The organism is Nocardia pneumoniae NBRC 100136 (genome assembly GCF_000308755.1).
GTDB lineage: Bacteria > Actinomycetota > Actinomycetes > Mycobacteriales > Mycobacteriaceae > Nocardia > Nocardia pneumoniae.
This window is the reverse complement of the sequence record NZ_BAGF01000058.1, coordinates 154,005-175,028: the sequence shown is the minus strand read 5'-3', so window position 1 is coordinate 175,028 and position 21,024 is coordinate 154,005. Positions and strand designations below refer to the sequence as shown.

The 21,024-nt window shown below is 68.5% G+C and carries 18 protein-coding genes and 2 pseudogenes; 12 read left to right on the top strand and 8 right to left on the bottom strand.

Annotated features, from left to right (window positions below):
* Positions 1-24: 24 nt before the first annotated feature.
* From ON34_RS19125 to ON34_RS19110, 4 genes and pseudogenes are all read left to right on the top strand, one after another.
* Positions 25-684, top strand: a complete 660-nt coding sequence (locus ON34_RS19125; protein WP_051022837.1) for a MerR family transcriptional regulator — start codon at positions 25-27, stop codon at positions 682-684.
* A gap of 58 nt (positions 685-742) precedes the next feature.
* A complete protein-coding gene (locus ON34_RS19120; protein ID WP_040781038.1) occupies positions 743-1,309 on the top strand; it encodes a type 1 glutamine amidotransferase domain-containing protein in 567 nt (188 codons plus the stop codon).
* 180 nt (positions 1,310-1,489) lie between these two features.
* Entirely contained in the window at positions 1,490-1,954 is a 465-nt protein-coding gene (locus ON34_RS19115) for a PaaI family thioesterase (protein ID WP_083889548.1), read from the top strand.
* Positions 1,955-2,575: 621 nt separating this feature from the next.
* Positions 2,576-2,908, top strand: a pseudogene (locus ON34_RS19110) (transglycosylase family protein); the annotation flags it as partial.
* Between the two features lie 367 nt (positions 2,909-3,275).
* On the opposite strand, the pseudogene ON34_RS34755 reads toward ON34_RS19110, so the two are convergent.
* The 6 genes and pseudogenes from ON34_RS34755 to ON34_RS19085 all read right to left on the bottom strand — a co-directional run.
* Positions 3,276-3,552: pseudogene (locus tag ON34_RS34755) on the bottom strand (steroid 3-ketoacyl-CoA thiolase); the annotation flags it as partial.
* Between the two features lie 48 nt (positions 3,553-3,600).
* Positions 3,601-4,650 (bottom strand): ABC transporter ATP-binding protein, encoded by a 1,050-nt coding sequence (locus ON34_RS19105; protein WP_040781034.1) that lies wholly within the window; start codon positions 4,648-4,650, stop codon positions 3,601-3,603.
* Entirely contained in the window at positions 4,647-5,459 is an 813-nt protein-coding gene (modB, locus tag ON34_RS19100; RefSeq protein WP_051022836.1) for a molybdate ABC transporter permease subunit, read from the bottom strand. The genes ON34_RS19105 and modB overlap by 4 nt, the downstream gene beginning before the upstream one ends.
* The gene (gene modA, locus ON34_RS19095; protein WP_040781208.1) at positions 5,456-6,232 is read right to left on the bottom strand and encodes a molybdate ABC transporter substrate-binding protein; all 777 of its coding nucleotides are present in this window, start codon (positions 6,230-6,232) and stop codon (positions 5,456-5,458) included. Before modA ends, modB begins: the two co-directional genes overlap by 4 nt.
* Before the next feature lie 5 nt (positions 6,233-6,237).
* Positions 6,238-6,636 carry a TOBE domain-containing protein gene (locus tag ON34_RS19090; RefSeq protein WP_040781032.1) on the bottom strand — a complete coding sequence of 133 codons (399 nt, stop codon included), beginning with the start codon at positions 6,634-6,636 and terminating at the stop codon, positions 6,238-6,240.
* 46 nt (positions 6,637-6,682) lie between these two features.
* Positions 6,683-7,930, bottom strand: a complete 1,248-nt coding sequence (locus ON34_RS19085; RefSeq protein WP_040781206.1) for a PucR family transcriptional regulator — start codon at positions 7,928-7,930, stop codon at positions 6,683-6,685.
* A gap of 272 nt (positions 7,931-8,202) precedes the next feature.
* Between ON34_RS19085 and ON34_RS19080 the strand changes: the two genes are divergently transcribed.
* The 6 genes from ON34_RS19080 to ON34_RS19055 all read left to right on the top strand — a co-directional run bounded on the left by ON34_RS19080 (position 8,203) and on the right by ON34_RS19055 (position 15,263).
* Positions 8,203-9,342: an esterase/lipase family protein gene (locus tag ON34_RS19080; protein WP_040781030.1), complete on the top strand. Its 1,140-nt coding sequence runs from the start codon at positions 8,203-8,205 to the stop codon at positions 9,340-9,342.
* A gap of 165 nt (positions 9,343-9,507) precedes the next feature.
* The gene (locus ON34_RS19075; RefSeq protein ID WP_063821712.1) at positions 9,508-10,896 is read left to right on the top strand and encodes a lipase family protein; all 1,389 of its coding nucleotides are present in this window, start codon (positions 9,508-9,510) and stop codon (positions 10,894-10,896) included.
* A gap of 126 nt (positions 10,897-11,022) precedes the next feature.
* The gene (locus tag ON34_RS19070) at positions 11,023-12,387 is read left to right on the top strand and encodes a glutamine synthetase family protein (RefSeq protein ID WP_083889547.1); all 1,365 of its coding nucleotides are present in this window, start codon (positions 11,023-11,025) and stop codon (positions 12,385-12,387) included.
* On the top strand, positions 12,368-13,114 hold the full coding sequence (locus ON34_RS19065) for a gamma-glutamyl-gamma-aminobutyrate hydrolase family protein (RefSeq protein WP_040781025.1): 747 nt from the start codon (positions 12,368-12,370) through the stop codon (positions 13,112-13,114). Before ON34_RS19070 ends, ON34_RS19065 begins: the two co-directional genes overlap by 20 nt.
* Complete coding sequence (locus tag ON34_RS19060; RefSeq protein ID WP_040781024.1) at positions 13,111-14,472, top strand: aldehyde dehydrogenase family protein; 1,362 nt, start codon at positions 13,111-13,113, stop codon at positions 14,470-14,472. Before ON34_RS19065 ends, ON34_RS19060 begins: the two co-directional genes overlap by 4 nt.
* Positions 14,469-15,263 (top strand): 3-oxoacyl-ACP reductase, encoded by a 795-nt coding sequence (locus ON34_RS19055; RefSeq protein ID WP_373291945.1) that lies wholly within the window; start codon positions 14,469-14,471, stop codon positions 15,261-15,263. The genes ON34_RS19060 and ON34_RS19055 overlap by 4 nt, the downstream gene beginning before the upstream one ends.
* A gap of 15 nt (positions 15,264-15,278) precedes the next feature.
* Here ON34_RS19055 and ON34_RS19050 read toward each other — a convergent pair whose 3' ends face one another.
* Positions 15,279-15,998: an SDR family oxidoreductase gene (locus ON34_RS19050; protein WP_040781021.1), complete on the bottom strand. Its 720-nt coding sequence runs from the start codon at positions 15,996-15,998 to the stop codon at positions 15,279-15,281.
* Between the two features lie 72 nt (positions 15,999-16,070).
* Between ON34_RS19050 and ON34_RS19045 the strand changes: the two genes are divergently transcribed.
* Entirely contained in the window at positions 16,071-16,658 is a 588-nt protein-coding gene (locus ON34_RS19045) for a TetR/AcrR family transcriptional regulator (RefSeq protein WP_040781019.1), read from the top strand.
* A gap of 361 nt (positions 16,659-17,019) precedes the next feature.
* The gene (locus ON34_RS19040; RefSeq protein WP_051022866.1) at positions 17,020-18,312 is read left to right on the top strand and encodes an MFS transporter; all 1,293 of its coding nucleotides are present in this window, start codon (positions 17,020-17,022) and stop codon (positions 18,310-18,312) included.
* An 81-nt stretch (positions 18,313-18,393) separates the two neighbouring features.
* On the opposite strand, the gene ON34_RS19035 is transcribed toward ON34_RS19040, so the two are convergent.
* Entirely contained in the window at positions 18,394-20,940 is a 2,547-nt protein-coding gene (locus ON34_RS19035) for a tetratricopeptide repeat protein (protein ID WP_083889546.1), read from the bottom strand.
* Between the last annotated feature and the right edge of the window lie 84 nt (positions 20,941-21,024).

The window sequence follows — 21,024 nt, the reverse complement described above, 5'->3', positions numbered from 1 at the left end:
GCCGACCGAGACCGAGGAAGTCCGATGCGGATCGCCGAACTCAGCCGCGTCAGCGGCGTTTCTCCCGCGACGATCAAGTACTACGTGCGCGAGGGGCTGCTGCCTTCGGGCGTGCGAACCCACCGCAACCAGGCGGAATACAGCGACGACCACGTCAGCCGCCTGCGGCTGATCCGGGCGCTGCTCGATATCGGCGGCCTGTCCATCGAGGCGGCCAAGGAATTGCTCGCGGTGCTCGACAGCGGCAGCCTCTCCGCCCGCGACTCACTCGGCCACGTGCAGTACGCGCTGGGCGGGCGCAGGTCGCCGGTCGGCGACGAGCAGCGCGAGGCGGCCGCCGGAGACGTCGCCGCCCTGCTCGACCGGCGGGGCTGGCGGATCGATGAAGACAGCCCCGCCCGTGCCACCCTCGTCGACGTCTGCGCCGCGTTGCGCCTGCTCGGCCACGCCGACGTGGTGGCGGCGATGGACGAGTACGCCGCCGCCAGCGAGGCCATCGCCGCGACCGACATCGCCTTGGTCGGCAACGAACGCGGCCTCGAGCGGATGACCGAAACCGCGATCGTCGGAACGATTCTCGGCGACACCATGCTGTCGGCGCTGCGCCGCCTGGCTCAGGAACATCTCTCCGGCACGCTGTTGCCGCCGCGCGAGGCCACGTCTTCCGCACCCGGCGAGGTTTAGCCGGGACGTCGAGCGGCATGTCCGAAGTAGGACCATTTCCGATCGAAAGGAGTCGCTCATGACCGATCAACTCGACGGCACGAGGGTCCTGATCATCACCTCGAACACGGGCGTGGAGCGAGACGAACTGCTGGTGCCGCGCGACGAGTTGCGCCAGCGGGGCGCGCGGGTCACCCATGCCGCGCCCAAGAACGAGCCGGTGCAGACCTTCCGGCACGACGTGGACAAAGACGCCGTCGTGCAACCGGATTCGTCGCTGCACGAGGTCTCCGTGGACGACTTCGACGTGCTCGTGGTGCCCGGCGGCACGGTGAACGCGGACAAGCTGCGGGTCACCGAGCGGGCGATCGAGCTGGCCAAGGAGTTCGCGGGCGCGGGCAAGCCGATCGCCGCGATCTGTCACGGCCCCTGGCTGCTCGTGAATGCCGAACTGGTGCCCGGCAAGACGCTGACCTCGTATTTCTCCTTGCGCGCCGATCTGGTCAACGCGGGCGGCGCGTGGGTCGACGAACCGGCGGTCCGCTCCCCGGAGGACGGCTGGACGCTGCTCACCTCGCGCAACCCGGGCGACCTGCCCGACTTCGTCACCGCAATCACTCGTGAACTGGTTCCCGCCTCCCGCTGAGGTGGCGGGCGCGCACTCGGTGGTCGCGCTGACCTACCCCGCGTCGGCAAGTGTTGGCGATCTGCCAACACCCTGCCGACGCGGCCGACGAGGGCCTACGCTTCGCTGAGGTCCACCGAGGTGGCCGTGGCAGAGACAACGAGGTGCTGGCCACCTCCGGTGTGAAGGGATGGTCGCGCGATGAGCGACGTCGAGACTCCTCCGTTCAAGGACATCGTCAACGGGGCATTGGAATTCACCATCCCGATCGCGCACAAGATGGGCGTCCAGGCGGTCGAGGTGCGACGCGGTTTCGCGGCCACCTCGGTGCCCGTCGAGGGCAACGGCAACCATTTCGGCGTGATGTACGCGGGCGTGCTGTTCACCGTCGCGGAGATCCTCGGCGGCGCGATCGCGATCGCCACCTTCGATGCCGCGGCGTTCTATCCGCTGGTGAAGGACCTGCACATCTTCTTCCGCAAACCGGCCAAGACCGACGTGCACGCGGAGGCGATGCTGCCGGAGAACGAGATCGCCCGCATCACCGCCGAGGCCGCCGCGAACGGCAAGGCCGAGTTCACGTTGCGGGCGGTGGTCACCGACGCCGACGGCGTGGTGGTGGCCGAAACCGAGGGGCTCTACCAGCTCCGGGCGCACGGGAAGTAGCGCCGTCAACGCCGGGATGGTCGCGGCCTGTCCTTCGACGATGGTGGCGTCTGCGCTGGTCGCCGGGTGAGTCACGGGGCTCTCCCGGACCCGGCGGCCAGATAACGAATCGAACATCAGGGCTGGTGCCGTACGTGCTGGTCGGCGACGCGGCACAAGCTGCGGTATGTGGGGTCACGGGACCATCCCGGCTCGGCCTGCCAGATAACGAATCGAACCTGGTGGCCCCCGACAGCCCGATCGATCGCAGGCATAGAGCGCGGACGTGTGTCTTGCGCACCTGCTGGACCTGCGGAAATGCGACCCGTTTCACGATTTCGTGGTGATCTCGCTCACATAACGGAGCCATAACAGCCGATGCGTATCGGCGTGTTTCCCGCAATCGACCAGCGAGTATGGCTATTAGTCTCGACCAATGGTTCACGCAATTCGGACGTTATCGCTACGTGATCTGTCGCGACTTCTCCGCTAACGTCGGTCGCGGCTCGGAGAAACACCGAGATCGAGCTCGAATCGCTGAACGCCGGAAACCCTGTCCCGCGGTTCGAGGATCCCCGACATCACCTGGGGACAGGGACGCGGCGAATGTCGCCGAGTCGGTGGGCGCAGGCGGGAATCCACATGTCGCAAAACCGTAAATTCACCACTCGTGTCCTTGGCTTCACCGCGGCTCTCGGCGCTCTCGTCGCCGTTCCGTTCGGTCTGTCCACCGCCACTGCTACCGCGTCGTCGCACAACTGGGACGCTGTCGCGCAGTGCGAGAGCAGTGGCAACTGGAGCACCGACACCGGTAACGGTTTCTCCGGTGGTCTACAGTTCACCCAGAGCACCTGGGAGGCCAATGGCGGCACCGGCCGCCCGTCCCAGGCGAGCAAGGCCGAGCAGATCCGCGTCGCGGAGAACGTGCTCGCCACCCAGGGGCCGGGCGCTTGGCCCGTGTGCGGCTCCTACCTCTGATGCGTGATCCGGCGCCTACCGTGCAATGCGGTAGGCGCCGGGCTATTTCCTAGCGACTGCTGATCACTGCATTCATGCGGTGTATCCGCAATTCGCAATTTCAATTGCCGAGCCGAATCCCGATATCTCCCGCGGTGATTCGGCATCGTCTTCAATACCGGCTCTCCCCGGTCCGGTCGCGGCGCGGTAACGACACTCAGGCCGCCAGCCCCGTAGCCCGCCCGGCAGACACGACGTTCGGTATCACCGCGTTACGTGACGGCCGGTGACGGCAGGACCATCTCGGCATCCAACCGGCCGGATAGTCTGGCCACCTCGGCCCCTCTGCCTCGCCACCCCGCCGTGACCAGGGCGAAGCGGACGCTTATCCGAGGCGTTCGATGATGGTGGCGTTGGCCAGACCACCCGCCTCGCACATCGTTTGCAGCTCGTAGCGGCCGCCGGTCTGCTCCAGGTGATTGACCAGTGTCGTCAGGACGCGGGTGCCGGAGGCTCCCGCGGGTGGCCGAGCCGCCGCGGGGATTGAGATTGGCCGGATCGGCGTTCAACCCCTGCTGCCACACCAGCGGCACCGGCGCGAATGCCTGGTTGACCTCGTAGGCGTCGACGTCGTCGCGCAACCCTGCTCGGTCGAGCGCTTTTGAATCAACACGTATTCGCCTCGCTCGGCGATGTCGTCCGGAGGGCTGTCAGGCGGGATAGGTATGCGTCTCGGTGGCCTTGACCGCCGCCCACAGCCGCATGCCAGGCCGTAGGCGCAGCTCGGCGACGGTGGCGGGCGTGATGTCGGCGAGCACCGGCGGGACACCGTCCAGGCGGACCCGGATGGTGTGGGCGTGCTGCTCGATACCGGCGATGGTGACCGGCCAGGTGTTGCGTGGGCTGCCCTCCGGCGGCGCGAGGTGCAGACCCACCGCGGTCGGCGGGAAGGCGATGTGAACCGGTCCGCGGCCGGGTTCGGCCACGGTGAACACGCCTCCTTCGGCGAGCTCGACGGCGGTGCCGCGAGCGGTGCCGCGATAGAGGTTGAGGCCGACCAGGTTGGCGACGTAGTCCGAGCGCGGGCGCCGGGCCACCTCCGCGGGCGGCCCCTCCTGCACCACGCCGCCGTGCTCGATGATCACGAGGCGATCGGCGAGAACCATCGCGTCGAGCGGATCGTGTGTGACGAGCACGGTGTGTCCCGGGTAGTCGGCGAGATGGTGGGCGAGATCCGATCGGACCCGCGCCCGCGTGCTCGCGTCCAATGCGGCCAGCGGCTCATCGAGCAGCAGCAGCGCCGGGTCGGTCGCGAGCGCCCTGGCCAGCGCGACGCGCTGGGCCTGGCCGCCGGACAAGGTGCGCGGTTCGGCGTCGGCCTGCTCGGCGAGGCCGACGCGCCGCAGCCACTGCGCGGCGCGCTCGCGGGCCGCGGCGCGTCGATGTCCTCGGGCGCGCAGGCCGAACGCGACGTTGTCCAGTGCGCTCAGATGCGCGAACAGCAAGTAGTCCTGGAAGACGACGCCGACTCGGCGACGCTCGGCAGGCAGGAACACCTTCGGTGGTTCGTCCCAGATGTCGCCGTCCAGACGGATCGCGCCGCCGGTGAGTGGCGTCAAACCCGCCAGCGCGCGCAACGCCGTGGTCTTGCCCGCGCCATTGGGGCCGAGCAGGGCGATCACCTCGCCTGCCGTGACGTGCACCGGGATGTCGAGCCGGAACCGCTCCCGGCTGACCCGCAGACGCGCCTCCAACGTCATAGCGCACCCCTGATCCAGCGCTCCCGCAATGCGACCAGCACCGCCACCGAAACGGCCAGCAGCACCAGACTCAGCACCATCGCGTCGTCGGGGTCGGTCTCCAACGCCAGGTAGACCGCCAGCGGCATCGTGGTGGTCCGGCCGGGGAAGTTGCCCGCGAACGTGATGGTGGCCCCGAATTCGCCGAGGGCCCGCGCCCAGCACAGCACGCCGCCCGCGACGATGCCCGGCAGTATCGACGGCAGCGTGACCCGCCGGAAGGTCAGCCAGCGTGACGCGCCGAGCGTCGCGGCCGCCTCCTCGAACCGCGGATCGGCGGCCCGCAGCGCGCCCTCCACCGAGATCACCAGGAACGGCATCGCCACGAATGCCTCCGCGACCACCACGCCCGCAGTGGTGAAAGGCAATGCGACCCCGAACCATTCGTACAGGTACCGGCCGACCAGCCCGCGCCTGCCGAGCACGAGGAGCAGGGCGACGCCGCCGACCACCGGCGGCAACACCAGCGGTACGGTGACCAGCGCCCGGATCAGCCCACGCCCCGTCACCTCCCCTCGGGCCAGCAGCCAGGCCAGCGGAATGCCGAACACCAGGCAGAGCGCCGTCGCCAGGCTCGCGCACAGCAGCGAAAGCCGCAGCGCCTGACCGACTTCCGCGGTCGACAGCCGATCGGGCAGGGTTCGCCACGGCGCCCGCAGCAGCAACCCGAGCAGCGGGACGACCAGGAACGCCAGCGCGCACAGCGCGGGCAGCACCAGCACGAGCGGTCGTCGTCCGGATGGGGCCCGGCGCCGCGCCAATCGGATCACGGCGTGTCGAATCCCGCCTTCACGAATACCGCGCGCGCCTGGTCGGATCGCACGAACTCGACGAACGCGGCCGCCGCCGCGGCGTTGGGCGCGTGCGCCAGCGGCGCGACCGGGTAATCGTTGACCGCCTTGTCGGCCTCCGGGAAGGCGATGCCCTCCACCTGGCCGCCGCCCGCTCGCACGTCGGTGCGATAGACAAGGGCCGCGTCGACTTCGCCGAGCTTCACCTTGGTCAGGACCGCTTTCACGTCCGCCTCCCTGGTGTCGGGCTCGGGGTTGATGCCCGCCACCTGGAAGACCGTCTCGGCGGCGGCCCCGCACGGCACCTGCTCGGCGCACAGAGCGATCTTCGGTTCGGTCCTGCCGAAGTCGACCAACCCGGTGATCCGGCCGGGGTTGCCCTTGGGCACCGCGATCTCCAGCCGGTTGCGCGCGAAGGTGGCCGGGACGGCGGTCACTTCGCCTTTGTCCACTACCTGCCGCATGTTCTTCGGCGCGGCCGAGGCGAAGACGTCGGCGGGGGCGCCCTGGATGATCTGCTCGGCCAGCGCGGAACTCGCGCCGAAGCTGTAGACCACGTGCACGCCGGGGTGCGCGGCTTCGAACTCGGTGCCGAGTTCGGTGAACGTCTCGGTCAGGGAGGCCGCGGCGAACACCGTCACGGTGCCGCCGATCGGGTCGGAACCGGCGGGTCCGGCCTGGTCGGAGCCGCAGCCGGTCAACGCGACCGCGGTGATCCCGGCGGCGGCCAGCACGTGCAGCGATCGAGTCATCCTGGTCAACTTTCTGGTATCTCCACCACGACGTGCGTCGATTTGATCGACGCCACCGCGACGCTGCCCACCTCGAGCCCGAGTTCGTCGACCGACTCCCGGCTCAGCAGCGACACCAGCCGGAACGGACCCGCCTGCATCTCGACCTGCGCCATCACGGTGTCCTTCACCACCCGCGTGACGATGCCGCGCAGCCGGTTGCGTGCCGACGCGGCCACGGTGACGCCGGGCTCCGGCGCCTCCGCGGTGGCCCGGAGGAATTCGGCGAGTTCCCGGCCGCTGACGCCTTTGCGTCCGCTGTCGAGCTGGACGGCGGTCAGCTTGCCGTGATCGATCCAGCGCCGCACGGTGTCGTCGCTGACCCCGAGCAGCTCCGCCGCCTCGCTGATCCGCAAATTCGACATGGAGAGCAGTTTATTTCCGCAAATGCGGAAAGCAAGCCGAGAATGTCTAATTCTGGCCGGAACCGGTCGACTGGGCCGGATACAGGCGCTGGATCGTCAGCGCGGCCGCCAGCAACCGCGAGTCGTGCGGATCGGTGGGATCGACGCCGGTGAGTTCGGCGACGCGGCGCAAGCGGTAGCTGAAGGTGTTGGGATGCACGTGGATCTCGGCGGCGGCGGCCTTGCGGTCGGAGCCATGGCGCAGGTGCGCGTCGAGCGCTTCGATCAAATGCGGGCTGTCCAGGATCGGGGCGATGCGCTCGGCCAGCCGGGCGCGGGCGGTGCCCGGTCTGGTGAGCTGGTATTCCAGCAGCAGGTCGTCGAGCTGGTAGACACCCGCGGGCTTGCCGAGCAGCCGCGCGAGTTCGGCGAGGTCGGTGGCTTCCTTCGCGGTCTGCGGAATGGCGTCCATCGGCACGGAGGGGTACTCGGCCAGGAACACCGGCACGCCGAACTGTTCGGTCAGCTCCGCGACCAGCCGCGTGTAGCGGGTGTCGTCGAGCTCGGCGTCAGAGGCGCTGGGCAGCAACGCGATTCCGGTCCAGCCGTCGAAGGTGGCCAGCGTCGTCGTGCCCGCGAGGGCGTCCAGCGCACGGTGCAGGATGCGGATGCGGCGGCGGCCGACGAGCGTCGCGACGGTGCTCGGCTGGTCGTCGTGCCGGATATGGATCGCGAGCACGGTGTAGTGCTCGGCCAGGGCGGTGTCGGCTCGCGCCGCCAGTTCCGCGGCGGGCAGCCCGTGCAGCAGCGCCGAGCACAGCGCGCGCCGCGCTTCCCGCTCGGCGTTGTAGATGGACTGCTCGACCTCGGTGTAGGTCTCCACGACGGTGATGTTGATCTGCATCAGCAGATCGAGCAGGCGGCTGCCGATGCGGACGAGGTCGTCGAGCTCCTCGCGGGAGGCCAAGGCCGCGGCCTCCTGCAGCACCGACTGCGCGGAGCCGTGAATGGCCTCGATCAAAATGGGCAGCGGAAACCGGTCCTCGGCATGCCGCTCGGCCACCGGGGCGACGAACGTCGCGACCTCGGTCTTGGTGAAGCTGCGCTGTTCGCCGATCGCCTGGAGCACCGCGCGGCCGCAGGCGTAGATCGCGGGCAGCACCTCAGCGGTGAAGTGTCCCTCCGGCAGATCGGCGGCCGGTGGGGTGGCGCCGAGTCCCGCGGCGAACATGCGCTCGGCGATCTGCGGCCAGCGGGTGAGCAGCCGGGCAACCAAAGGGGCATCTCCGGTGACCGGGGACAACGCGACGGACATGCGCCGATTGTTTCCGACCACACAACCCGCGGCAAGGTTCTGGAACGCAGCCTCCGAATTTTGGCTCCGGCACCAATTTCCGGACGGAATCTTCTCCTCGCCGTGCAGTGACACCGGCACCGTATCGCCATAGATTCGGACCGCGGCTCGTGAATATGGTCCCGATCACATAATCGGTCGAGTGTGTCGTGGCAAACATTGTGTGGCGGTGGTCTATTCATCGCTGGGGCCGCGCATCTTCGGCGTGAACGGAAGTGAATCGGATGTTGGCAATGAGGCACAACGCTCGGCGAGCAATTCTGGGGGCCGCGGTGATCGCGGGCATGGCCGTCGCGACGACGCTCGGTACCGGGGTGGCGCACGCGCAAGAGGAGATCGAACCGACACAGCAGGCGCTCGCGGAGTACATCGACGCGGGCCTCGCCCCGGCTCCGGACGGCAGGCAGCCGCGGGCGATCGTGGATTCCGGCAGCTCGTCGGGATGGGCGACCAGCGTGGCCACCGACGCTTCGGGGGAGGGGCCGGAGATGTCGGCGTATCTGGCCGCGTTCGCCTACGGCCTGACCCATCCCGACGCCGCTCCGCCCGGCGCGAATCGCTGGAATTGCACGCCGACGGCCGAACACCCGCGGCCGGTGGTGCTGATGCACGCCACGTGGCTGAACGCCTACGACAGCTTCGCCTACCTTTCGCCGCGTCTGGCGCGCGCCGGTTACTGCGTGTTCGCGTTCAACTTCGGGCGCTCCGGTCTTTTGGAAGGCGGCGGCCTCGGCACGATCATGCCCGGACGCTACGGTGTTGGCCCGATGGAGGATTCGTCACGTCAGCTGCGCGATTTCGTCGAGCGCGTGCTGGCCGCGACGGGCGCGCAGGCCGTCGACATCGTCGGGCATTCCCAAGGCGGCACGGTCGCCAATCGCTATCTGAAATTCGACGGCGGCCAGGGCAAAGTCGGCAAGCTGATCAGCTTCGGCGCCACCCATCACGGCACCTCCCTGATGGGCATCGCGACGCTCGGACGGACCATCAACAACCTGGGCGTCGACATTCTCGGCTTCTCCGAGCCCTTGATCGGCATGTCGAATATCCAGCAGGCGGTGGGCTCGTCGTTCTACGCCGAGCTGAACGCGCAGGGCGACACGGTGCCCGGGGTGGCCTACACGTCGGTCGCCTCCCGGTACGACGAGGTCGCCAATCCCTACCACTGGGCTTTTCTGCAGGCAGGCCCCGGCGCGACGGTGGACAACATCACGCTGCAAGAAGGATGTGAGCAGGATATGTCGGACCATCTGACGATCATGTACTCGCCCCGTTCGGCGTCCATTGTTCTGCACGCGCTCGATCCGGTCGCGTACCCGACGCTGGAATGCACCTTCAATCCGTGGATGGTCGGCGGCAACGGCAGCCTGTGAGCGGTTGTCACTGCATCGACAGGAGAAACCGCGACCGGCTAATTGGTGCCCGGGACAATTCTTTTCCGGCCGACGCATTGGTTGAGTGGAGTTACGGCATCCGCCGCGATTATCGGCGCGGCGATGCCGGAAACCACGGCGGCGCCGTCGGAAAGGATGAACCGGATGAGTGTGGAGCCCGAATGGGATGCGGGTGCGGTGCCGCCGGATCCGGCGGCGTTCTCGCATCGGCCGATCCTGCCCGAAGACGATCCGTTCTACACGCCGCCACCGGCGGTCGGGCGCTTGCGCCCCGGCGCCATCGTCCGCTCACGCGGAGTGGAGATCGGATTCTTCGGCCTGGTCCGCCAGCGGATTTCGGCGTGGCAGCTGCTCTATCGCACCTGTGATCTCGACGGTGTTCCCGAGGTCGCGGTGACCACCGTGCTGCTGCCGTGGGGTGCGGATCCCGCCGAACCGCGGCCGCTGGTCTCCTTCCAGTGCGCGATCGACGCGGTCGCCTCGAAATGCTCTCCCTCGTACGCGCTGCGGCGCGGCGCGCGGGCGCCGGGGTCGATTCCGCAGCTCGAGTTGCCGCTGATCGCCAGCGCGCTGGCGCGGGGCTGGGCGGTGTCGGTCCCGGATCACGGGGGTACTGAGGGCCGTTTCGGCGTGGCCAGAGAGCCGGGGTATCGCGCGCTCGACGCGATACGCGCGGCTCTCGCCTTCGCCCCGCTGGGGCTGGAGACCACCACACCTGTTGCGCTGTGGGGATATTCCGGTGGAGGATTGGCGACCGTCTGGGCCGCGGAGATGGCCACCGAGTACGCGCCCGAGCTGAACCTCGTCGGCGCGGTCGCCGGATCGCCGGTCGGTGACCCGGCCGCGGCGTTCGTCCGGCTCAACGGCACGCTGTTCGCGGGGTTCGCCGCCGTATTCACCGCGGGACTGCGGCGCGGGTATCCGGACCTGGACAGCCTGCTGACCGCGCACCTGGACGCGCGGTATCTGGGCTTGCTGGCCGAGATCGAGAAGTCCGCGACCTTCCCGCTGCTCTACCGATTCGCCCGGCGCGACGTCGAAAAGCACAGCGGCAAGGGCCTCGCCGCCATGCTCGCCCAGCCGGGACTGCGGCGCATTCTCGACGACATCCATCCCGGCCGCCGCGCGCCCGCCATGCCCATGCTCGTGCTCCAAGGCGTGCACGACGAGGTGATCGCGGTCGAGGATGTCGATGGCCACGTCGCGCGCTACGCCGACGCGGGTGTCCACGTGCGCTACCTACGCGATCGGCTCAGCACCCACCTGCTGCTGCAATTCCAGGCACTGCCGGTGATGGTCGACTGGATCGCGGCGCGCTTCGCTGATCGCGAGCTGCCACCCGCGGGCACCGAGACCGTCTGGTCGCTCGCCTTCGCCGGACCGTGGGTGACCGGTCACCTGCGCTTCGCGGCCCTGCTGGTCCGGATGTGGCTCGGTCTGCCCATTCGCGGGCCACGCCTGTCCGCGGTGCCGCGGATCGGCTCGCGCCGTGTGTCGCTGCTTCCCGCGGCACTGCGCAATCCGTTGTCCTGACCTCCGCTCGCGACGCTGAACAGGCACGATCGCACCGAATACCGCGACCCAAGATTTGTGTGTCCCGTCACAAACGTGTCCGTTTTGCTCTAGCGTGAGCACGGTTGGTGCCGAGAGGGGTCGTGGATGCGTAGCGGGATGCTGAGTGTGGCGCAGTTGCGAGACCACGTCGATACAGGGGATATCGACACGGTTCTCGTCGCGATGACCGACATGCAAGGCCGATTGCAGGGGAAGCGCTGCGCGGCACGCTATTTCTTGGACGAGGTGCTCCAGCACGCGACCGAGGCGTGCGGCTATTTGCTCGCGGTTGACGTGGACATGGCGACGGTGGACGGCTACGCCCTCTCGTCCTGGGACACCGGGTACGGGGACGTCGTGCTCCGGCCGGACCTGCGCACGCTCCGGATGGCGCCGTGGTGGCCGGGTACGGCGCTGGTGCTGTGCGACGTGGAGCACGTGCAGCCGCAGGGGCGGCCGGTGGCCGCCTCACCGCGCCAGGTGCTGCGCAAGCAGCTGGACCGGCTGGCCGAACGGGGACTGCGCGCGTTCGTCGGGACCGAACTGGAATTCCTGGTGTTCGACGACAGCTACGAGGCGGCCTGGAACGTCGGGTATCGCGGGCTGACCCCGGCCAACCAGTACAACGTCGACTATTCGATGCTCGGCACCGGACGGATCGAGCCGCTGCTGCGGCGCATCCGGAAGGAGATGGACGGGGCGGGGATGTATGTCGAGTCGGCCAAGGGCGAATGCAATCCCGGCCAGCACGAGATCGCGTTCCGATACGACGAGGCCCTGGTCACCTGTGACAACCACAGCATCTACAAGACCGGAGCGAAGGAGATCGCCGCCCAGGAAGGGCGCAGCCTCACGTTCATGGCGAAATACAATGAGCGCGAGGGCAATTCCTGCCACATTCATGTGAGTCTGCGCACCGAGGCGGGTGAACCGGTGTTCGCGGGCGACGGAGCCGACGGAACGTCCGCGCTGATGCGGCATTTCATCGCGGGACAGCTGGACTGCCTGCGCGAGTTCACCTACCTGCTGGCCCCGAACATCAATTCCTACAAGCGCTTCGTGGCGGGCAGCTTCGCGCCCACCGCGATCGCGTGGGGCCGGGACAACCGGACCTGCGCGATCCGCGTGGTGGGCGAGGAGCACTCGCTGCGGTTGGAGAACCGCGTGCCGGGCGGTGACGTGAACCCGTATCTCGCCGTCGCCGCGCTGATCGCGGCGGGTCTGCACGGCATCGATCGGCGGATTCCGCTGGAGCCGGAATTCCACGGCAACGCCTACCGCTCGGAGCGGCCGCGCGTGCCCCACACGCTGCGCGAGGCGGCCCAGCTGTTCGGGGACAGCACGGTGGCGCGTGCGGCGTTCGGTGATGATGTAGTGGAGCACTACCGCAACGCGGCCCGGGTGGAACTGGACGCCTACGACGCCGCGGTCACCGACTGGGAGCGTATCCGTGGTTTCGAACGACTCTGAGGTCGCGGGAGCCCGTCCCGTGATCGGCTTGCCCACCTATGTGGAGCAAACCCGCTTCAACGCGTGGGACCTGCCCGCCGCGGTGCTGCCGCACGCCTACGTCGAGATGGTGGTGGCCGCGGGTGGCATCCCGGTGCTGCTGCCGCCCGCGGGAGTCGCGCGTCCCGAGCTGGTGCGGCGGCTCGACGGGGTGCTGCTCACCGGTGGCGCCGACATCGATCCGGCCCGCTACGGCGGCCCCTCGGCGGGAGTCCCCGGCTACACCAGGCCGGATCGCGACGAATCGGAGTTCGCTCTGTTCGAGCTGGCCAGATCCGCTGGCATGCCGATCCTCGCGGTGTGCCGCGGGCTCCAGCTGGCGAACGTGGCGCTCGGCGGCACCTTGATTCCGCATCTGCCCGACGTCGTCGGCCACGAGGAGCATTCCGGCGTCGCGGGCGGGTTCAACGCCATCCGGGTGCTCACCGCGGCGGGCAGCCGGGTCGCGGAACTCGCCGGTCCGGAGGTGAAGGTCCACTGCCACCACCATCAGGCCGTGGACCGGCTCGCGGACGGCCTGACCGCCGCCGCCCATGCCGCCGACGGCACGATCGAGGCCGTGGAGGCGTCCGACGGGTCGTTCCTGGTGGGTGTGCAGTGGCATCCGGAGGCCGACGCCACCGATCGCCGGTTGATCCTGGCCCTGGTCGAAGCGGCGGACACCTACCGAAGGGAGCACCACTCGTGACGACAACGCACGTGCTCAACCCGGCGACGGAACAGGTCGTCACGTCCGTCGAGCTGCTCGGCGAAGCGGAGACCGACGCCGCCATCGCCGCGGCCGAGCGCGCTTCGCTGGCCTGGCGGGAGGTGGCGCCGGGCGATCGGGCACGGCTGCTGCGCCGGTTCGCCGACGCGGTGGACACGGATCTGGAGCATTTGGCGCTGCTCGAAGTGGAGAACGCCGGGCACACCATCGGCAACGCACGCTGGGAGGCGGGCAACGTCCGCGACGTGCTGCACTACGCCGCTGGGATGCCTGAACGATTGCTGGGCAATCAGATCCCGGTCTCGGGCGGGGTCGACCTCACCTTCCATGAACCGCTCGGCGTGGTCGGGGTGATCGTGCCGTGGAACTTCCCGATGCCGATCGCGGCGTGGGGGTTCGCGCCCGCGCTCGCGGCGGGCAACACGGTGGTGCTCAAGCCCGCCGAGCTCACGCCGCTGACCGCGCTGCGGCTCGGGGAACTCGCGCTGGAGGCGGGGCTGCCCGAGGGCGTGTTCCAGGTGCTGCCCGGCAAGGGCTCGGTGGTGGGTCAGCGGTTCGTCACCCATCCCGCGGTCCGCAAGGTGGTGTTCACCGGCTCCACCGAGGTGGGCAAGCAGATCATGGCGGGCTGCGCCGAGCAGGTGAAGCGGGTGACGCTGGAACTCGGCGGCAAGAGCGCGAACATCGTGTTCGCCGACGCCGACCTGGAGCGGGCGGCGGCCACGGCGCCGTACGGCGTCTTCGACAACGCCGGACAGGACTGCTGCGCCCGCTCCCGAATTCTGGTGCAGCGCAGTGTGTTCGACCGGTTCCTCGAGTTGCTGGAACCGGCGGTGCGTGGCGTGCGGGTCGGCGATCCGTCCGATGAGTCCACCGAGATGGGCCCGTTGATCTCGGCCGCGCATCGGGAGCGCGTCGCCGAGTTCGTGCAGCCGTCGACCAAGGTGGCGTTCACCGGGCACGCGCCCGACGGCGCCGGATTCTGGTATCCGCCCACGGTGGTGCTGCCCGGCGCGCCCACCGACCGGGTGCTCACCGAGGAGGTGTTCGGGCCGGTGGTCGCGGTGCTTCCGTTCGAGGACGAAGCCGACGCGCTGCGGATCGCCAACGACACGGACTACGGCCTGTCCGGGTCGATCTGGACCAGTGACGTGGGCCGGGCGCTGCGCGTGGCGCGCGGTGTGGAAGCGGGCAACCTCTCGGTGAATTCGCATTCGTCCGTGCGGTATTGGACGCCGTTCGGCGGTTTCAAGCAGTCCGGGCTGGGGCGTGAGCTCGGGCCGGACGCGGCGCTGGCCTTCACCGAGACCAAGAACGTCTTCCTCGCCACCCAGTGACCCCAGCACATCCGACAGGAGATACGTTGCAGCGCTTACAGGATCGAGTCGCCGTCGTCACCGGCGGCGGGAGCGGTATCGGTCTGGCCACGGTCCGCCGTTTCGCGGCCGAGGGGGCGAAGGTGGTCGTCGCAGACATCGACCCCGAGACCGGCAAAGCGGCGGCCGAAGAAGTCGCAGGGCGGTACGTCCAGGTGGACGTCACGGATGAAGCGCAGGTCGAGGCGCTGTTCCAGACCGCGGTCGACACCTACGGCGGGCTGGACATCGCGTTCAACAACGCGGGCATCTCGCCACCGGAGGACGACTCGATCCTCACCACCGGCATCGACGCCTGGCGCCGCGTCCAAGAGGTCAACCTGACCTCGGTGTACCTGTGCAGCAAGTACGCGATCGGGCACATGCTGGAGCGCGGCAAAGGTTCGGTGATCAACACCGCGTCGTTCGTCGCCGTGATGGGCGCGGCGACCTCGCAGATCTCCTACACCGCCTCCAAAGGCGGGGTGCTGGCGATGAGCCGGGAACTCGGCGTCCAATTCGCCCGCAACGGTATACGGGTCAACGCCCTGTGCCCGGGCCCGGTGAACACGCCGCTGCTGCGCGAATTGTTCGCCAAGGACCCCGAGCGCGCCGCCCGCCGCCTGGTGCACGTGCCGCTCGGGCGGTTCGCGGAGCCGGAAGAGATCGCGGCGGCCGTAGCGTTTCTCGCCAGCGACGACTCCTCGTTCATCACCGCCTCGCAGTTCCTGGTCGACGGCGGCATCGCGGGGGCGTATGTGACGCCGCTGTAGGCTTCCTGGCCACCGCTACTTCGGCGCTCCCAATCGCGCACCGCCATCGACCCGCACCACGATCCCGGTCGTGAATGAATTCTCGATCAGGAACTCGATCGCGTGCGCCACATCGTCGGCGGTCCCGACGCGGCCCGCTGGCGTGGCCGCGGCGACCGAGTCGAAGACCTCGGCACGTGCGCCGTCGGGCAGGAAGTTCCACCAGCCGGTGTCGATCACGCCGGGCGACACCGCATTCACGCGGAGCGGCGCGAGTTCCACGGCCAGCACCGGGACCATGGCTTCCACACCGGAATTCACCGCGGCGAGCGCGGCGGTGGCGGGCATCGAGCCGCCCGCCGACGCCGCCGACACCAGGGTGATCGAACCGTTTTCGGCGAGATGCGGCAGCGCGGCCTGCATCGCGGCGGTGTGCGCGAGCAGCTTGCCGTCGATGTGCTGCCGCACCTGGTCCAGTCCGAGTTCGCGGAACGGCGTCGTGCCGGACGGTCCGGTCACGGTCACCACCAGGTGATCGATCGGCCCGGTCTCGGCGAAGAATCCGGCCAGCTCGGTCTCGTCGCGGGCGTCGACGGTCCGGCCGGTGACGCCCGCGACGAGTTCGGTGAGCGCCGCATCGAGTTTGTCGGCGTCGCGACCGGTGATGACCACTTGGTGCCCGTGGGATGCGAGCCTGCGCGCGGTAGCCAGACCGATGCCCGAAGTCCCGCCGACGATGACGGCTCGATTGCGCACAACTTCCTCCTGAATTTCGAACCTCTGTGTCTCGAAATATAAACGAGGCACCGTGTCTTGTAAAGTTGCGGTATGACCGGAACCCGGGGCCGCCCGCGCAGTGCGGACGCCAGGCGCGCGATCCTGCGTGCCGCACTGGAGCTGTGCGAACGCGACGGCTATCAGGACCTGACCATCAAGGCCATCGCCGACGCGGCGGGTGCGGGCAGGCAGACGGTGTACCGCTGGTGGCCGGACAAGGCATCGGTGCTCATGGAGGCGCTGGCCGGGCTCGCCGAGGAAGACCCCGCGCTGCGGGTGCGCGACGGCTCCGCGGACGTGCTCGCCGACGTGGAAGGGCTGCTCGCGGCGACCTATGAGCTCACGCACAAGCTGACGGGGCAGGCGCTGGTCGGGCTGATGGCCGATGCGCAGCGCGACCCCGCTCTTTCGAAGCGGTTGCAGGGCATCGTGATCGGCCCGCGCCGTGCGGCACTGCGCGGGCTGTTGCAAAAGGGTGTGCACTCAGGCGAATTCGCCGAGGCTGTGTCGCTGGATCTAGTGGTCGATTTCGCGTTCGGGGTTATGTGGTACCGGATGCTGAGTCATCACGCACCGGTCGACGCGGCACTGGCGCGGGAGGTCACGGAGGGCGTCGCCGCCATGCTCGCGGTCGACTGATCGCGGATGTGCGCCGGTGTGCTTCCGGCGAGGGTTCATTCGGCGAAGTGGGCACCGTGGCCGCATTTTCATCGGGGATTACGGCATGTGAGTTGCTCGGACCTGAGCGCGGCATGACTCATTTGTGACTGCCGTCACAATCTTTATGTATCGGCAGTTCAGAGCGCCTGTCGGCAAGGCCGTGCCGGTGCCTCGCGGTTTGCCGGGTGAGAAACGTGGGTATCGCCCTGTTTCGTGCCGAACCTCCGGAAGTCAGGAGCCGGAGGAGGAACGAATCGAGGTCCGTGTACGGACTGGAGAGGACGTGCACGTGACCACATCGGAGACTTTCCCGTTGCGGCGTTCCGTGGCGGCTTCGGCCATGGGCAACGCCACCGAATGGTTCGACTACGGCGTCTACGCCGCCACCGCGACCTACCTCACCGACGCGTTCTTTCCCGGGGATTTGGGGACGCTCGGCACCATGCTCGGCTTCGCCATCTCGTTCGTGCTCCGGCCGCTCGGCGGCATGGTGTGGGGACCGCTCGGTGACCGGATCGGTCGAAAAGCCGTACTGGCCACCACTATTCTGCTCATGGCCGCGGCGACCGGCGCCATCGGCGCACTGCCCACCCATGCGACGGTCGGTGTGCTGGCTCCGATCCTGCTGATCACCCTGCGTGTGGTGCAAGGATTCTCCACCGGTGGTGAGTATGGCGGCGCGGCAACGTATCTCGCCGAGTGCGCGACCGACCGCAAGCGTGGGTTCCTCGGCAGCTTCCTCGAGTTCGGCACGCTCGCCGGTTTCGTCGGCGGCTCCGCGACGGTGCTGGCCTGCCAGCTCGTCCTGGGCTCGGACGCCATGCACGATTGGGGCTGGCGCATCCCGTTCCTGATCGCCATCCCGCTCGGCCTGACCGGCTGGTACCTGCGGGCCAGGTTGACCGAGAGCCCGGTGTTCAGCGAGGTCGCCGAGCACAAGCACCCGCCGGGCGGGTTGCGGGAAGTGCTGACCACCTACCGGCGCGAGACTCTCACGCTGGCCGGATTGGTCGTCGCGCTCAACGTGGTGAACTACACGCTGCTCACCTACCAGCCCACCTACTTGCAGAACACGATCGGCATGGGCGAGTCGGCGACCACCGCGATGATGCTGGTCGGGCAGCTGGTGATGATGCTGGTGCTGCCGTTCTTCGGCCGACTGTCCGACGGCGTCGGGCGACGCCCGATGTGGCTGTTCTCCCTGGTGGGTCTCACGGTGCTCGCGGTGCCGATGTACTGGCTGATGGGGCAGGGCACGGGATGGGCCATCGCAGGGTTCATCGTCCTCGGGCTGTTCTATGTACCGCAGCTGTCCACCATCAGCTCCACCTTCCCGGCCATCTTCCCGACCCACGTCCGCTACGCGGGCTTCGCGCTGGCCTACAACGTCTCCACCGCGGCCTTCGGCGGCACCGCCCCCCTGATCAACGAAGTGGTGATCGAGGCCACCGGCTGGTCTCTGTTCCCCGCCGTCTACACGGTCGGCGCCTCCCTCATCGGCCTGATCGCCTGGAGCTTCCTCCGCGAAACCGCCGGAACCTCCCTGCGCGGCACCGAGGTACCCGACGCGGGCGAGCCCGCCCGGGACTTGCCCGCCGCACCGGCATCCGGGCTGGCTTCTCCCGCCTCGTGAACCCGCATGGATCGGCCTATCGCTGGGAATCAGCCGCTGGTGTGAAACCGTGGGGCGGGCTCGCGGACTGAGCAACCGATCTCATCGGATACCGCTCGCCAAATCGGCGAGGCGCTCGTACATCAGCGCCAGATCGCGCTGGTAGCCGAGGTTGGCCGGGGCGGTTCGCACCAGATGATCGGCGACGGCGAGGCCGCGGCGGAAATGCCGGGCCGCGCCGGTCAGGTCTCCGGTGTCGCGGGCGAGGGCGCCCTGCTTGTCGCAGCAGCAGAGCAGATCGTGCTGGTATCCGAGGTTTCCGGGGTTCGTGGCCGCCAGTTCTTCGGCGATATCGGCCGAGCGGCGGTACCAGTCGCGCGCGGTGGGGTGATCACCTGCCGAGCGCGCGAGCGTGCCGAGCCGGTCGTAGGTGATCGAGAGGTCGCGGCGGTAGGACGGATTCGCGGGTTCGGCGTCCACCAACGCGAGATCGATGGCCAGGGCGTTCCGGTATGCCTGCTCCGCTTCGGCGAGATCGTGTCCGGCGCGGGCGTTGTCGCCCAGCTTGTGGTAACAGACCGAGAGATCTCTGCGGTAGGCGTGGTTATCCGGCGCGGACTCGACCAGGCTCGCGGCGACCGCGGTGGCGTGTTCGAACAGCTGCCTCGCTTCGTGGGAATCTCCCTGCAGTGCTGCTACTTTGCCCAGCGCGGTGTAGGCGAGGAGCAGATCGCGTCGATACCTCAGGTTCGCGGGAGCGGCGGCGGCGAGTTCCTCCGATAGGGCAAGAGCGCGCCGACAATGTGTCGCGGCCGCGTCGTAGTCGCCCTGATCCATCGCGAGCGAACCCAGTGCGTCGTGGACAATCAAAAGGTCACGGCGGTACTGGAGGTTGCCGGGTGCGCTCGCGACCAGATCCTCGGTACCGTCCAGCGCACGTCGATAGAGCCGGGCCGCTTCGGCGAAGTCGCGCCATTCCCTGGCGATATCACCGAGCACATTGCAGGTGACGACGAGGTCGCGGCGGTACTGCGGATGGGCGGGGTCGGTGACGAGGAGTTCCTCGGTGAAGGCGAGGGCGCGGTGATAGTGCCGGATGGCCTCGTGCGGATCGCCGTTCGCGCGGATCGCCCCGGCCAATCGGTCCACGCTGACCGAGAGGTCGCGCCGGTAGGCATGGTTCGACGGTTCGGCCGCGACGAGCGTTTCGGCTATCTCCACCGAGCGTCGATACAGGCGGATCGCTTCGGCGAGATCACCACGAGCGCGCGATACCTCGGCCACTTTGTCGTAACCGATCGATAGATCGCGACGGTATTGCAAGTTGTCCGGGTGGGCGTCGACCAGCTCTTGGGTCACGGCGAGCGCCAACTGATAGAGCCGTGCGGCCTCGTCGAGGTCACCACCGGACAACGCCAGATTGCCGAGCTTGTTGTAGGCCACACAGAGGTCCCGCCGGTAGAGCGGATTTCCGGGCTCGGCGGCGGCGAGTTCCTCGGTGCGGACGAGAGAGACCCGGTAGTGGTGCACGGCCAGGTCGGTATCGCCCGCGGCATGGGCGATGTCGCCCACCTTCTCGTGGACGACGGCGAGGTCACGGTGATACAAGCGGTTGCCGGGCTCTGCCTCGGCGAGCTCCTCCGCGATGGCCAGTGCGCAGTGATGCAGTCGGGCTGCCTCCTCGATGTCGCCCGCCGTTCGTTCGAGATCGGCCAGCTTGCCGTAGGACACCGAAAGCTCGCGACGATAGCCGGAGTCGCCCGGTTGAGCTGCGGCGATGCGTTCGCCGATCGCGATGGAGCGACGATACGAACGCATCGCCTCGGCGGGCCCGCTCGGGTGCGGTGCGAGTTCGTCGTCGGACACGAGTTCTTCGCCGTCCGGGCCTGCGAACTCGTCATCGTCGCGGGCGAGGAGAAACGCGTGGCGGTACAGCCGCCCGGCGGCGCGCGGGTTTCCTTCGGCGCGGGCGAGATCGCCCAATTCGACAGCGGAAAGCGAAAGTTCGTGCTTGTCTTCGGCGCTGAGGCTGTCGTCCGTCGGGTCTTCGGGCAGCGAGCGCGTGAGGAAACGGGCGACCGTGTCGAGAACCACGCCGTGGCGCGAGACCTTCTCGTCTCCATCCGAGAAGGAGACACACTCCACCAACCGGCGATGATGGGCGGCAATATATTTCGCCGTCACCGACCGCATGTGCGCATCGTCCCCGCAGAGCCGAGTGAGAATCGCGAGACAACGCTCCAGCTGCCCGGGGGAGGCGCTGCACACGCTATCGGCCAGCAGTCGCACACCACCGTCCTCCTGATCGCGCAGCGCTCGGCAGACGAGCGAATCGCCGAGCCCGTCGGGCGGCGGGTTGAGATACCGGTCACCCGGATAGCGCGCGTGCAACCACTGCGAGACCGCCGTCCGATCGGCCGCTGAACCGGCTCCCTCACCCAGGGCCAGTGTCATCAGCCGATCCGCCTCGTCGGCGTCATCCGCGCCGAGCAGGGTCGTCAACGCGACGGCGAGGCGCAATTTCGTGTCGGACACGCCGCTGAGGCCGGTCTCGTGCCAGTCGTGAATCAGCTCGCCCATCCCCGGCGCCGCCGCGGCCTGCTCCGTTCGATCCTGCGGGACTCCGTCGCCCGATGAATTCTCGAACATGCCATCCCCCAATGGATTCCGTAGGCGAGTTACCTGATGGCTCCGAGGCTAACAGCCGGGTCCGACAGGTTCGGGGCTCCTGGC

Bases quoted from the DNA above. Each gene is read 5' to 3' on its own strand.
- ON34_RS19090 (WP_040781032.1), bottom strand. From the start codon at position 6,636: ATGTCGAATTTGCGGATCAGCGAGGCGGCGGAGCTGCTCGGGGTCAGC.
- ON34_RS19085 (WP_040781206.1), bottom strand. From the start codon at position 7,930: ATGTCCGTCGCGTTGTCCCCGGTCACCGGAGATGCCCCTTTGGTTGCC.
- ON34_RS19045 (WP_040781019.1), top strand. From the start codon at position 16,071: ATGACCGGAACCCGGGGCCGCCCGCGCAGTGCGGACGCCAGGCGCGCG.
- ON34_RS19035 (WP_083889546.1), bottom strand. From the start codon at position 20,940: ATGTTCGAGAATTCATCGGGCGACGGAGTCCCGCAGGATCGAACGGAG.
- ON34_RS19075 (WP_063821712.1), top strand. From the start codon at position 9,508: ATGAGTGTGGAGCCCGAATGGGATGCGGGTGCGGTGCCGCCGGATCCG.
- ON34_RS19120 (WP_040781038.1), top strand. From the start codon at position 743: ATGACCGATCAACTCGACGGCACGAGGGTCCTGATCATCACCTCGAAC.
- ON34_RS19115 (WP_083889548.1), top strand. From the start codon at position 1,490: ATGAGCGACGTCGAGACTCCTCCGTTCAAGGACATCGTCAACGGGGCA.
- ON34_RS19040 (WP_051022866.1), top strand. From the start codon at position 17,020: ATGGGCAACGCCACCGAATGGTTCGACTACGGCGTCTACGCCGCCACC.
- ON34_RS19105 (WP_040781034.1), bottom strand. From the start codon at position 4,650: ATGACGTTGGAGGCGCGTCTGCGGGTCAGCCGGGAGCGGTTCCGGCTC.
- ON34_RS19125 (WP_051022837.1), top strand. From the start codon at position 25: ATGCGGATCGCCGAACTCAGCCGCGTCAGCGGCGTTTCTCCCGCGACG.
- ON34_RS19080 (WP_040781030.1), top strand. From the start codon at position 8,203: ATGAGGCACAACGCTCGGCGAGCAATTCTGGGGGCCGCGGTGATCGCG.
- ON34_RS19070 (WP_083889547.1), top strand. From the start codon at position 11,023: ATGCGTAGCGGGATGCTGAGTGTGGCGCAGTTGCGAGACCACGTCGAT.
- modA (WP_040781208.1), bottom strand. From the start codon at position 6,232: ATGACTCGATCGCTGCACGTGCTGGCCGCCGCCGGGATCACCGCGGTC.